Origin of the sequence: Bradyrhizobium sp. USDA 327 (genome assembly GCF_041262065.1) — a bacterium.
GTDB lineage: Bacteria > Pseudomonadota > Alphaproteobacteria > Rhizobiales > Xanthobacteraceae > Bradyrhizobium > Bradyrhizobium liaoningense.
Window position 1 is genome coordinate 6,042,852 of the sequence record NZ_JBGCCW010000001.1, and the last position, 12,223, is coordinate 6,055,074.

A 12,223-nucleotide genomic window follows, 5' to 3' on the forward strand; every position below is an offset into this window, starting at 1 on the left:
TTTTAAGACGTTTTGAGGCGAAGTGGAGTCCTGCGAATGGCTGCCCGGTCACCCTCTCCCCCCTGTAATGGGAGAAGGGAAGAAAAGAACTCAATCAACATCATTCAATGTCGCAAACAACGTCTGGCGTGAGGCCACCGCGGTGATGCCGCCGATCAGCACGGCCTGGACCGCGAGCACGATGTAGCCGGATGGCCGCAGCGAGAAGGTGCCGAGCAGCGCGGCAAACTGGTCGCCGACGGGGGTACCGGAAAACCAGCCTGCGATGGACTCGGAGAAGCCGAACATCAGCATGGCGGCGCCGCCGCCGATCACGCCGCCCTCCAGGCCCAGCCTGAGGAAATGGCGCAGGAAGTGATTGGCGATGTAACGGTCGCCGGCGCCGACGAAATGCAGGACCTCGACGATTGGACGGTTCGCCGCCATGGCGCCGCGGGTCGCGAACGAAACCGAGATGATGGTGGCGATGATGACGAGCGCGAGAATGCCGAGGCCGGCCAGCACGATGGCGTTGGTCATCGAGCGCATGCGCTCGATCCAGGCGCGGTGATCGTCGACGCTGGCGCCCGGCGCGACCTGCGTCACACGCGCGCGCAGGGCGCCGAGATCGAGCGGCGTACCCGGCTGCACGCGCGCGATGATCATGCGCGGTACCGGCAGATCGTCCATGGACAGGCCGGTGCCGAGCCAAGGCTCGAGCAGCTTGCCGCTCTCCTCCCTGGTGAACGGCCTGACCTCGACGATGCCGGCTTGCGCGCGCATCGCCTCCGTCACGGCCGCGGTGTCACGATCGAGATCACGGCCGGCCTGCGGACGAACCTGGATGGTGATTTCGCTCGCGACGTCCGACTGCCATTCGGCGGCGGAGGCACTCACCAGCAGCACCGTACCCGTGGCCATCGAGGCGAGGAAGCTCATGATGGCGACGACGGCGACCAGCGCTCTGCCATGGATCGAGGCGCGCGGCACGATCGGCGACATGTTGCGTGCCTTGGCCGGAAGCTGCGGACGCTCCTGCCCGAGATCGACCAGCACGCCGCGATCGTCGGTCCTACTCATAGACGTGCAGCCGTCCCTGGTGCAGCACCAGCCGCCGTGCTTCGTACTGGTCCATCAGGCCGATGTCGTGAGTGGCGATGATGACGGCGGTGCCTGATTTGTTGAGCTCGATGAAGAGCCGCAGCAGGCGGCGGCCGAGCGTCGGGTCGACGCTGCCGGTTGGCTCGTCTGCGAGCAGCAGCTGCGGCCGCGAGATCACGGCGCGTGCGATCGCCGCGCGCTGCTTCTCGCCGCCCGACAGGATCGGCGGCAACGCGTCCATGCGGTCGCCGAGGCCGACCCAGCGCAGGAGATCGATCACCTCCTTGCGGTAGCTCGACTCGCTGCGGCCCATGACGCGGAACGGCAGCGCGACATTCTCATAGGTCGTCATGTGGTCGAGCAGACGGAAATCCTGGAGCACGATACCGATGCGCTTGCGCAGGTCCGCGATCTCGTCCTTGCCGAGCTGCGAGATGTCGTGGCCGAACAGAGTGACGAGGCCCCGCGTCGGCCGATGCGACAGAAACAACAGGCGCAGCAGGGAAGTCTTGCCGGCGCCGGACGGTCCGGTGAGAAACTGGAACGAATGCGCCGGGATCTGGAAGCTGAGATCGCGCAGGATCTCCGGCCCCAGACCGTAACGCAATCCGACATTTTCGAACCGAACCAAGCTCAGCTCCGTTCGAGAGGGGGCGCGGGTCGCACCGCGGCGCTCCGCCACGCGCGATCAACGGGTTTTGCCGCCGTTATGGTTTCCGGTTCGTTAACGGTCGGCCTGTAGCATAGTTGGCAGCATCCCTGCCGCCCGGTTCGCCGCGACCGGCTGATCGTCAAGATTCGTCCAAGACCTCGTTCATGCATCAAGGCTCGTCCATGCATATCGTCTGCCCCCATTGTATGACATCCTACGCCATCAAGCTCGCGAGCCTTGGGGCCAACGGACGGGCGGTCCGCTGCTCCGTATCGTCTGCCATCAAGCCCCCACGGGCGGTCCGCTCCGGCCCCAGACCGTAACGCAATCCGACATTTTCGAACCGAACCAAGCTCAGCTCCGTTCGAGAGGGGGCGCGGGTCGCACCGCGGCGCTCCGCCACGCGCGATCAACGGGTTTTGCCGCCGTTATGGTTTCCGGTTCGTTAACGGTCGGCCTGTAGCATAGTTGGCAGCATCCCTGCCGCCCGGTTCGCCGCGACCGGCTGATCGTCAAGATTCGTCCAAGACCTCGTTCATGCATCAAGGCTCGTCCATGCATATCGTCTGCCCCCATTGTATGACATCCTACGCCATCAAGCTCGCGAGCCTTGGGGCCAACGGACGGGCGGTCCGCTGCTCCCGTTGCAAGGAGACCTGGATCGCCCATGCCGAGGATGCCATCGAGGAGGCGTCCGTTCCGGCCATGGCCGCTGCCAGCCGAGCCGATGACCAATCCGAGCTCACCGAGCAATGGAACTCCTATGCCAAGGACGACGGCGCCGCGGATGCGCCTGTTGTCGACAGCCCCTCAATCGCCAGCGACTGGCCGGATGAGCAGGCCCGCGAAACCGAGGACGAGTGGTCAGCGGCTGCCCGTCAGGCCGAAGAGGAGACCGCCGGCGCGCAGCACCAGTCCTGGTTCCGCGGCCTGTTCCGCCGCCGCGGCGCGCGGGTGAGCCGCCCGGCCCCCACCACGGCTCCGCGGAGATCCTATTTTGGCCTGCCGACCGCCTGCACCGCGATGGGCGCGCTGGTGCTGGCCCTTATGGTCTGGCGCGGCGACGTGGTGCGGCTGCTGCCCCAGACGGCGGCATTCTACAAGATGGTCGGGCTCGAGGTGAATCTGCGGGGACTGGCCTTCAAGGACGTCAAGCTCTCCAGCGAGACCGTCGACGGTAAGCAGGTACTGGTGATCGAGGGCGTGATCGTCGGGGAGGGCAAGAAGCCGCACGACATCCCGCGGCTGCGCTTTGCCGTACGCGACGCCCAGGGAGCCGAGATCTACGCCTGGAATACGGTGCTGGAACAGACCGTGCTGCGGCCCGGCGAGCGCGCCTTCTTCCGCTCGCGTCTGGCCTCGCCGCCGCCGGAGGGCCGCAATATCGACGTTCGCTTCTTCAACCGGCGCGACATTGCCGGCGGCAGCGTATGACGATCAGGTTGTTATTGGAGCATGATCTTTTCGGAAGCGCTACGCACTTTACCGGATCATGCTCGAGGTCCCGTAGGGAAGATTGATCCCAAGGTTGGTCTCATGCCGAAAATCTTGATCGCCGACGACGAGGATTCGATGCGCCAGCTGGTGGCGCGCGCCATCGCCATGGACGGCCACGAGACCGTCACCGCCCAGGACGGCGCCGAGGCGCTGGAGATCCTGACCCGCGAGGACGGCGCTTTCGATCTGTTGCTCACCGACATCCAGATGCCGGTCATGGACGGCATCGCGCTGGCACTCTCCGCCGCCCGCGATTTCCCTGATCTGACCATTCTGCTGATGACCGGCTTCGCCGACCAGCGCGAGCGCGCCTCGAACCTGAATGCGCTGGTGCATGATGTCGTGACCAAGCCGTTCTCGGTCGCCGACATCCGCACGGCCGTGGCGGATGCGCTGGCGGCAAGGAAAGGGTAGGCCAGCAATAGCCACACATGCGCTGTCATGCTCCGCGAAAGCGGGGCATCCAGTACGCCGCGGCTTCTCGATTCAATCGCTACCGTCTCGGAGTACTGGATCGCCCGGTCAAGCCGGGCGATGACACCGAGTGTGGAGTTAAAACTCCTTCAGCAGCCGCTCGATATAGTCGAGCTCGATCTGCGGGCGCGAGGGATCGCCGAGACGACGGCGGAGCTCTTCGAGAATGCGGCGGACACGCTGGGTGTCGATCTCGCCGGGAATCTTGACCGTATAATCGTCGCCATATTCGCGCCCATGCAGCGGACGGCCCAGCGGGTCGGTCTGGTTGCCGCCGCTCTGCTGACGGCCGGCGCGCTGGCCGGGGCCGTCGCCCTGGCCGTCGCCATCGCCCTGCTGCATCGCCTCGGCCATCTTCTGCGCGCCCTTCCGCATCGCGTCGAGCGCCTTGCCCTGCGAGTCCACGGCGCCGTCGGCATTGCCCTCGCCGAGCTTTGATCCCGCATCGCCCATGGCGCCGTCGGCCGCGTCCAGGCTGCCATCATCATCGCCCTGGTCGCCGTCCTGATCGCCGTTCTGGCCGGGCTGGCCCTGGTCCCCCTGCTGACCCTTCTGTCCCTGTTGGCCTTTCTGCCCTTTTTCACCCTTCTGCGTGAGGCCGCGCTTGGCAAGCTCGTCCTGCAGCTTCTTCAGGCGGTCGCGCAGCCCCTGCTGGTCCTGCTGCAACTCCGACATGGACTGATCGCCCTGCTGCTTGCCGCGCGAGCGATCGCGCCGGGAATCCTGACCCTGCTTGAAGGTCTTGTCGCGCAATTGCTGCTGCTTGCGGATCATGTCGCCGAGCTCGTTGAGCGCCTGCTCCATGTCGCTCTCGCCGGACTGCCCCGGCTGCGCCATCTGGAGGCCCTCCAGCATCTGCTGGAGCTGCTCGAGCAACTGCTTGGCGGCATCCTTGTCGCCGGAGCGCGACAGGCGCTCCATCCGGTCGATCATGTTCTGCAGGTCCTGCTGGCGCAGGACCTTGGTGTTCGGATCGAGCGGCCGCGCCAGCTGCTGCGGGTCATTGTTGTTGCGGAACTGCTCGGCGAGCTGGCGCATGAAGTCGTTCAGCGCCTGACGCAGGTCCTGCGTCAGCTTCTTGATCTCTTCGTCGCTCGCGCCGCGCTCCAGCGCCTGCTTCAGCGCGTCCTGAGCCGCGCGCAGCGCCTTCTCGACGTCGGAGATCTTGCCGTCCTCGATCGTCACCGCAAGCGCCCACAGGCTCGCCACGACCTCGCGCAGGGCATCATCGGTGCGGGCGGCCTCGAGCTGTCGCGCCACGCTGTGCAGGCCGAGATATTGTCCGGGCTCCGGCGTGAACATCTCGGGCGCGATCATCAGCGCGTCGAGCGCGGCATACACGTCCGAATTCTTGTTGGCGTCGAGCGCGAGAATGCGGCGCTGCTCGATCAGTGCACGTGCAAGCGGCTTGGTGAAGAGCCGTTCGGGCAGGCGCATGTTGAACGGTTCGCTTGTGGCCTCATTGCCGGCCTCGTCCTTGGCCGTGAGGGTCAGCGTGACCTCGGCGCCGGCATAGGGATCCTCGCTGAGATCCTTCACCGACTGTCCGACGCCGTTGCGGGTCCGCGCATTCGGCAGCGCGAGCGGGAAGTGCGGCGGCTGGAACAGCGGACGCGAAGCCGTCCTGGTGTCGCCATCGCCGGCAGCAGCCTTATTGCCGGCAGCAGCCTTATCGCCGGGAGCAGCCTTCGCCCCGTCCTTGGCGTCGTCCTTGGCGCCATCCCGGGCATCGATCGAACGCAGGGCAAATCTCGCCTCGGCGCCGGTGACGCCGTAATCGTCCTCGATCTTGTAGGCGAGCTGGAGCGCGCCGCGCGCCTGGCGCTCCGGGTCCTTTGCGAGTGCAATCGTCGGCGCCCGATCCGGCGTTGCCGCAAACGCCCATTGCGGCTGGCCGGAAGGCGCGCGGACATGCGCCGTGCCGTCGCCGGAAATTGTAAAATGCCTTTCGTTGGTCCCCTTGGGGCTGGCTTCGGTGGGGGCAACCTCCTTGAGGCCGCCGGAGACGGCGACATCCAGGCTGCCGCCCGAGGAGCGCACGATCAGGGTCGAACCAGCGGGAATGGCGAGCGGACCGCTGGCGGGCAGGGCCGCAGCTTCCTTGTTGGCGGCCGACAGAATGACCGGAGGCCTGCCGGTGTACAGCGGCGGCGTGACCCAGGCATCGACGCGAACATTGCTCGGCGCCAGCACCCCGTTCCAATCGAAGGCGGCGCCAAGCCGCATCGCACGCTCGTCGCCGGCGGCGAAGAAGGTCGCAACCAGCATCACCATGACCAGCGCGCGCAGCGCCCAGGGGTCGTGGAGCGCGAGCCGCGGGTGCGGCAGACCGGCCTGGATGCGCTTGAGGGACGCCAGCGTACGCTCGCGCTGCGCCTGCCACAGCGCCTGCGCGACCGGGTCTTGCGAGGTCAGCGTGTCCGTGAGCGTCGTGGCCGGGCGGTGACGGATGCCGGAGCCACGGTCGAGCCGGGCGAGCGCTTCCGCGCGGCTCGGCCAGCGGAAGCCAATCAACGGGAACAGGGCGGCGACCGCGACCGCGGCGAAGAGGGCGAGACCGATAGCCCTGGCAATGAACGGCAGTGCCAGCCAGAGACCGGCCCAGGACACCACCAGGAACAGGCCGGCAACGGTCAGAAGGCGCGCCACATTGGGCCAGGCACGCTCCCACGCGATGGCATAAGTGGCCCGATCGAGGGCCTGCGCCAGCTTTAGCCGCGACAGCGCATCACTGCTGCGGATCGGGTCTGACGGGTCGGGGGTGACGCCGTTCAATCAGCTCTCCAGGTTGCCCGGTAGAGAAGAGCCTATCACAACGGCAGCACTGAGGCATCCGTTCCTGTACGGGAGAACCCCCTTTTCCCGCATAACACGAGGACGTGACTGGCCCGGTGCAACCCCGTAATTTCCGCGCGCCATCCCTGAGGGACACGAAGGAAACGCCATGGACAAGAAGATGCACGACAAGGGCCTGGAAGTCCGCAAAGCGGTGCTGGGCGAAGCCTATGTCAACAACGCCCTGAAGAACGTCGACGATTTCAACCGCCCGTTCCAGGAGATGCTCAACGAATATTGCTGGGGCACGGTGTGGGGCCGCGAGGAGCTGCCGCGCAAGACCCGCAGCATGCTCAACATCGCCATGATCGCGATCCTCAACCGCCAGCACGAGTTTCGCGCGCATCTCAAGGGCGCGCTGACCAATGGCGTGACGCGCGAGGAGATCCGCGAGATCCTGATGCAGGTCGCGATCTACGGCGGCATGCCGGCCGCGGTCGACAGCTTCCGCATCGCGCGCGAGGTGTTCGCGGAGATCGACGGGAAGGCGTAGCCAATTCCCACTGTCGTCCCGGACAAGCGGAGCGCCGATCCGGGATCGACATCGGTGATGGAACGCGCATCTTCCACAACGACAAAGAAGCAAAAAAAGGAAACACCATGGACATCGGATTCATCGGGCTCGGAAACATGGGCTTCCCGATGGCGCGGCGGCTGATCGAGGCGGGACACAAGCTCGTCGTCTTCGATACGCGCAAGGAGGTCGCAGACAAGCTGGTGGCGCGCGGCGCGACTGCGGCGGCGTCGCCGAAGGACGTCGCCGATCAGGTCGAGACCGTGATGGCGAGTTTGCCTTCGCTGCAGGCTTCACTCGACGTCGCAACGGGAGCGAACGGCGTGATCGAGGGAAGCCGCGCAAAACGCTTCATCGATCTGTCGACCGTCGGCTCGACGATGGCAAAGAAGATCCACTCCCTTCTGGCCGAACGCAACATCGTGCAGATCGACTGCCCCGTCTCCGGCGGCGTCGGCGGCGCCGAGAAGGGCACGCTGGCGGTGATGGTGTCAGGACCCAGGGCCGAGTTCGAGCTGTTGAAGCCCGCGCTCGACGTGATCGGAAAAGTGTTCTTCATCGGCGAGAAGCCCGGCGCGGCGCAGACCATGAAGCTCGCCAACAATTTCCTGTCGGCTACAGCGATCGTGGCGACCTCGGAAGCGGTGGTGATGGGCGTGAAGGCAGGGCTCGATCCCGCCGTGATGATCGACGTCATCAATGCGGGCTCCGGCATGAACACGGCGAGCCGCGACAAGTTTCCGCGCTCGGTGCTGCCGCGCACGTTCGACTTCGGCTTCGCGACGGGGCTGATGGTGAAGGACGTGCGGCTGGCGCTGGAGGAGATGAAGCAGCTCGGCCTGTCGATGGAGGTTGCCGATGCGGTCGGGCGGCTATGGGAGACCGTGATCAGCTCGGAAGGCGCCGAGTCCGATTTCACCGCCGCGATCAAGCCGATCGAGAGGAAGGCGGGGATCGTGGTTGGCGGCGCAAAGGGCGGATCGGCGGGGAAGTAGCGCCTCACAACCAGGGCGCGGGCTTATCCATCGCGATGAGCTGCTCGACCTCGATGCGCGGGCGCACCACGGCGTACTGATCGCCCTTCACCAGCACCTCGGGCACCAGCGGCCGGGTGTTGTAGGTGCCGGCCTGGACGGCGCCATAGGCGCCTGCGGTCATGATGGCGAGGAGATCGCCCGCCTTCGGCGCCGGCAGCGTGCGGTCGAGGGCGAGATAGTCGCCGGTCTCGCAGACCGGGCCGACGACGTCGGCCATGATCGTGGCGGCGCCCTTGGCCGGCTGCCTCACCGGCAGGATGTCGTGATAGGCCTCATACAGCGTCGGGCGGATCAGGTCGTTCATGGCGGCGTCGATGATGACGAAGTTCTTGCCGTCGCCGTGCTTCACATAGATGACCTTGGCAACCAGGATGCCGGCATTGCCGACGATCATGCGGCCCGGCTCGAACATCAGCGTGCAGCCGAGATTGTGGCTGACGCGCTTGACCATGGCGGCATAGGCGTCGGGTGCCGGCGGCGCCTCGCGGTCCATGTCATAGGGGATGCCGAGACCGCCGCCGAAATCGACGTGGCTAATGTTGTGGCCGTCTGCCCGCAGCGTCTGCACGAATTCGGCGAGGATGCGGAACGCGGTCTCCATGTTGGAGAGGTCGGTGATCTGGCTGCCGATATGCACGTCGGTGCCGGTCACTTCGATGCCGGGGAGCCTGGCGGCGCGCGCATAGACCTCGCGCGCATGCGTGATCGGGATGCCGAACTTGTTCTCCGACTTGCCGGTCGAAATCTTGGCATGCGTGCCGGCATCGACGTCCGGATTGACGCGGAGCGAGATCCGCGCGGTCTTGCCCATCGCGGTCGCAAGGCGCGATAACGATTCGAGCTCGGGCTCGGATTCTACGTTGAGGCAGAGGATGTCGGCGGCAAGCGCGGCGCGCAGCTCCTCTTCCGTCTTGCCGACGCCGGAGAACACGATCTTGCTGGCCGGGAAACCGGCAGCCAGCGCGCGCTTCAATTCACCGCCGGAGACGACGTCGGCGCCGGCGCCGAGCTTGGCCAGCGTGCGAAGCACCGACTGATTGGAGTTCGCCTTCATGGCGTAGCAGACCAGCGCCTTCTCGCCGGCGAAGGCATCGGCGAAGACGCGGTAGTGCCGCTCCAGCGTCGCGGTCGAATAGCAATAGAACGGCGTGCCGACGGTGGCGGCCAGCTCGGACAGGTTCACCGCCTCGGCGTGCAGAACGCCGTTGCGATAGTCGAAATGGTTCATGGCGCAGGCTCGGTTGTCCCGGCTTATTTCCTGCCGGGGGGTTCGTCCAGGAGCGGGTCGAGAATAAACGGTTTCTTCCTGCCCTTGGCCGCCGCGGGCGCGGCATCCGCACCGTAGGTGGGATTGAACACGCTCGGCGTCCTCTGAGCTTCGGCCTCGGTATCAAGAGGTGCGGCTCCGCCGGCCGTGGAGGCGGTCGGCGGCAAGTCGAGCGGGCCCTTTCGGCCGCAGCCGGCAAGCGCGAGCGCCGTCAGGCTCAAGACAATGATGGCCCACCCCGAGCCGGCCGGGCGAAACTTTGACGTCACGACGAAATCCCCACTACGCGGCGCGCACCATACAGAGATTGGCGCGCTCTGGCGAGAGCCGGATGACCATGAAACATAAGCGAAATTTTGCCCTCAGCCCGATTTTCGCTCTTTTTCCAGCCGCTTCGCCCAGGCCTTCGCCTGGGACGCGACGTTCTTCGGCGCGGTGCCGCCGAAGCTGGTGCGGCTCTTCACCGACGATTCGACCGAGAGCACGCCGAACACGTCCTTGGTGATCTTGGGCTCGATCGCCTGCATCTCGCTCAGCGGCAGCTCGTGCAGCGCGACGCCCCCCTCGGCGGCCTTGGCGACGATGCGGCCGGTGACGTGGTGGGCCTCGCGGAACGGCATTTTCAGCGTTCGCACCAGCCAGTCGGCGAGGTCGGTCGCGGTGGCGTACCCCTCGCCCGCCGCCGCTTTCATCTTGGCTTCATCCGGGACGAGGTCGCGGACCATGCCGGTCATGGCGCGGATCGCCAGCGACAGCGCGGCGAAGCCTTCCATGGCACCCTGCTTGTCCTCCTGCATGTCCTTTTGATAGGCGAGCGGCAGGCCCTTCATGACGATCAGGAGGCCGTTGAGGGCGCCGATGACGCGGCCGGTCTTGGCGCGCACGAGCTCGGCGGCGTCCGGATTGCGCTTCTGCGGCATGATCGAGGAGCCGGTGGTGAACTTGTCGCTGAGGCGGATCAGGCCGACCAGCGGCGAGGTCCAGATCACGATCTCCTCGGCAAAGCGCGACATGTGCACGGCGCAGATCGAGGCCGCCGACAGCGTCTCCAGCACGAAGTCGCGATCGGAGACCGCGTCGAGCGAGTTCGCCATGGGGCGGTCGAAGGCAAGCGCCTTGGCGGTGGCGTGGCGGTCGATCGGGAACGAGGTCCCGGCGAGCGCGGCCGCGCCGAGCGGGGATTCGTTCAGCCGCTTGCGCGCATCCTGGAAACGGCCGCGGTCGCGCGCGGCCATCTCGACATAGGCGAGCAAATGGTGGCCGAAGGTGACGGGCTGCGCGGTCTGCAGATGCGTGAAGCCGGGCATCACGGTGCCGGCATGCTCCAGGGCACGCTCGACCAGCGCCTGCTGGAACGCGGCGAGCGCGGCATCGGTCTCGTCGATGACGTCGCGGACGAACAGACGGAAATCTGTCGCGACCTGGTCGTTGCGCGAACGCGCGGTATGCAGGCGGCCGGCGGCGGGGCCGATCAGCTCCGACAGGCGGCTCTCGACATTCATATGGATGTCCTCGAGCGCGCGCTTGAATGCGAAGCCGCCCTTGCCGATCTCTGACAAAATCGTGTCTAGACCCTTGCCGATATTTTTCGCATCAGAAGCCGTAATGATGCCCTGCGTGGCCAGCATGGCAGCGTGGGCCTTGGACGCGGCAATGTCCTGGGCGAAGAGGTGACGATCGACGTCGATGGAGACGTTGATCTCTTCCATGATCTCGTCGGGACGTTCCGAGAACCGGCCGCCCCACATCTTGTTGCTCATGATCCCCTGCTCACGCCTTGCCTGTCGCTAGCCACGTTTGCTGGCCTCGGCCAGCCGTATTAAGAGGCCCCTGATAGCCATATCTGCGACCGGATGACAAACGTTATGCTCGACCAGAAGCCCTCCGCCACGCGCCGCATTCCCCTCGTCATCGCCACCGTGGCGATCGGAGGACTGGCAGGCTTCGCCGCGCTGTACGGGCTCGGCCTGAGCCGGTCGCCTAGCGGCGATCCGGTCTGCCGGACGGCGGTGGCAACGGCCTCGAGGATCGCCCCGCTCGCCCATGGCGAGGTGGCGGCGCTGACCATGGCGAGCGCCCCGTTGAAGCTGCCCGACCTCGCCTTCGAGGACGCCGACGGCAAGCCGAAAAAGCTGTCCGACTTCCGCGGCAAGACATTGCTGGTGAACCTCTGGGCGACCTGGTGCGTGCCCTGCCGCAAGGAAATGCCGGCGCTGGACGAGCTCCAGGGCAAGCTGGCGGGCCCGAATTTCGAGGTGGTGGCGATCAATATCGACACCCGCGACCCGGACAAGCCCAAGAACTTCCTGAAAGAGGCCAACCTGACCCGGCTCGGCTATTTCAGCGATCCGAAAGCCAAGGTGTTCCAGGACCTTAAGGCCATAGGCCGGGCACTGGGCATGCCGACCTCGGTGCTGGTCGACCCGCAGGGCTGCGAGATCGCGACGATCGCGGGTCCGGCGGAATGGGCGAGCGAGGACGCGCTCAAGCTGATCCGGGCCGCGACCGGCAAGGCCGCCGCATCGCTTTAAAGCATGATCCGGAAAAGTGCGCAGCGGTTTTCCGAAAAGATCATGCTTAAACAACAACCTAAAGCGCGATGACGATTCATCCTAATCGCATCGCTTTAGGAATTCAGGCGGTGACGTTGAGATTGCCGCCGACGCCGGCGCCGACATTGGCCAGCGAGGGTTGGCCCGCGCCCATCAGCGTCAGGACGGTCGACTTTTCCATGTCCATGTTCTGCTTGGTCAGCGTCGCCGCGATATTCGATTGCAGCGCGCCTTGCTGAGCGGCCAGCATGGTGCTGACCATCGCCATCATGTCCATTACGCGAACCCTCTTACCGGCCGTAACCTAGGCGCGAG

General features: G+C 65.9%; 12 protein-coding genes and 1 pseudogene. 6 read left to right on the forward strand and 7 right to left on the reverse strand.

What is annotated here, in order from left to right; translation table 11 throughout:
• Positions 1–90: 90 nt before the first annotated feature.
• On the reverse strand, positions 91–1,059 hold the full coding sequence (locus ABIA42_RS28560) for a cell division protein FtsX (protein ID WP_370118877.1): 969 nt from the start codon (positions 1,057–1,059) through the stop codon (positions 91–93).
• A complete protein-coding gene (ftsE, locus tag ABIA42_RS28565) occupies positions 1,052–1,711 on the reverse strand; it encodes a cell division ATP-binding protein FtsE (protein ID WP_028178893.1) in 660 nt (219 codons plus the stop codon). Before ftsE ends, ABIA42_RS28560 begins: the two co-directional genes overlap by 8 nt.
• A 203-nt stretch (positions 1,712–1,914) precedes the next feature.
• Here ftsE and ABIA42_RS28570 point away from each other — a divergent pair.
• From ABIA42_RS28570 to ABIA42_RS28580, 3 genes and pseudogenes are all read left to right on the forward strand, one after another.
• Positions 1,915–2,001: pseudogene (locus ABIA42_RS28570) on the forward strand (MJ0042-type zinc finger domain-containing protein); the annotation flags it as partial.
• Positions 2,002–2,287: 286 nt separating this feature from the next.
• A complete protein-coding gene (locus ABIA42_RS28575; RefSeq protein WP_271531575.1) occupies positions 2,288–3,166 on the forward strand; it encodes an MJ0042-type zinc finger domain-containing protein in 879 nt (292 codons plus the stop codon).
• 102 nt (positions 3,167–3,268) lie between these two features.
• Positions 3,269–3,643 (forward strand): response regulator, encoded by a 375-nt coding sequence (locus tag ABIA42_RS28580; protein WP_061024552.1) that lies wholly within the window; start codon positions 3,269–3,271, stop codon positions 3,641–3,643.
• Positions 3,644–3,781: 138 nt separating this feature from the next.
• On the opposite strand, the gene ABIA42_RS28585 is transcribed toward ABIA42_RS28580, so the two are convergent.
• Positions 3,782–6,478 (reverse strand): TIGR02302 family protein, encoded by a 2,697-nt coding sequence (locus ABIA42_RS28585; RefSeq protein WP_370118872.1) that lies wholly within the window; start codon positions 6,476–6,478, stop codon positions 3,782–3,784.
• A 169-nt stretch (positions 6,479–6,647) separates the two neighbouring features.
• Between ABIA42_RS28585 and ABIA42_RS28590 the strand changes: the two genes are divergently transcribed.
• Both ABIA42_RS28590 and ABIA42_RS28595 read left to right on the forward strand, forming a co-directional pair.
• On the forward strand, positions 6,648–7,031 hold the full coding sequence (locus ABIA42_RS28590) for a carboxymuconolactone decarboxylase family protein (protein WP_028134137.1): 384 nt from the start codon (positions 6,648–6,650) through the stop codon (positions 7,029–7,031).
• 107 nt (positions 7,032–7,138) lie between these two features.
• A complete protein-coding gene (locus ABIA42_RS28595; protein WP_370118869.1) occupies positions 7,139–8,047 on the forward strand; it encodes an NAD(P)-dependent oxidoreductase in 909 nt (302 codons plus the stop codon).
• Positions 8,048–8,051: 4 nt separating this feature from the next.
• Here ABIA42_RS28595 and lysA read toward each other — a convergent pair whose 3' ends face one another.
• From lysA to argH, 3 genes are all read right to left on the reverse strand, one after another.
• Complete coding sequence (gene lysA, locus ABIA42_RS28600; protein ID WP_370118866.1) at positions 8,052–9,317, reverse strand: diaminopimelate decarboxylase; 1,266 nt, start codon at positions 9,315–9,317, stop codon at positions 8,052–8,054.
• Between the two features lie 23 nt (positions 9,318–9,340).
• Positions 9,341–9,625, reverse strand: a complete 285-nt coding sequence (locus ABIA42_RS28605; RefSeq protein WP_271531565.1) for a lipoprotein — start codon at positions 9,623–9,625, stop codon at positions 9,341–9,343.
• A gap of 93 nt (positions 9,626–9,718) precedes the next feature.
• Positions 9,719–11,116: an argininosuccinate lyase gene (gene argH / locus ABIA42_RS28610; protein ID WP_271531563.1), complete on the reverse strand. Its 1,398-nt coding sequence runs from the start codon at positions 11,114–11,116 to the stop codon at positions 9,719–9,721.
• 105 nt (positions 11,117–11,221) lie between these two features.
• On the opposite strand from argH, the gene ABIA42_RS28615 reads away from it, so the two are divergent.
• On the forward strand, positions 11,222–11,887 hold the full coding sequence (locus ABIA42_RS28615; RefSeq protein WP_370123874.1) for a TlpA family protein disulfide reductase: 666 nt from the start codon (positions 11,222–11,224) through the stop codon (positions 11,885–11,887).
• A 103-nt stretch (positions 11,888–11,990) separates the two neighbouring features.
• Here ABIA42_RS28615 and ABIA42_RS28620 read toward each other — a convergent pair whose 3' ends face one another.
• Positions 11,991–12,185 carry a hypothetical protein gene (locus tag ABIA42_RS28620; RefSeq protein ID WP_271531561.1) on the reverse strand — a complete coding sequence of 65 codons (195 nt, stop codon included), beginning with the start codon at positions 12,183–12,185 and terminating at the stop codon, positions 11,991–11,993.
• Positions 12,186–12,223: the final 38 nt, after the last annotated feature.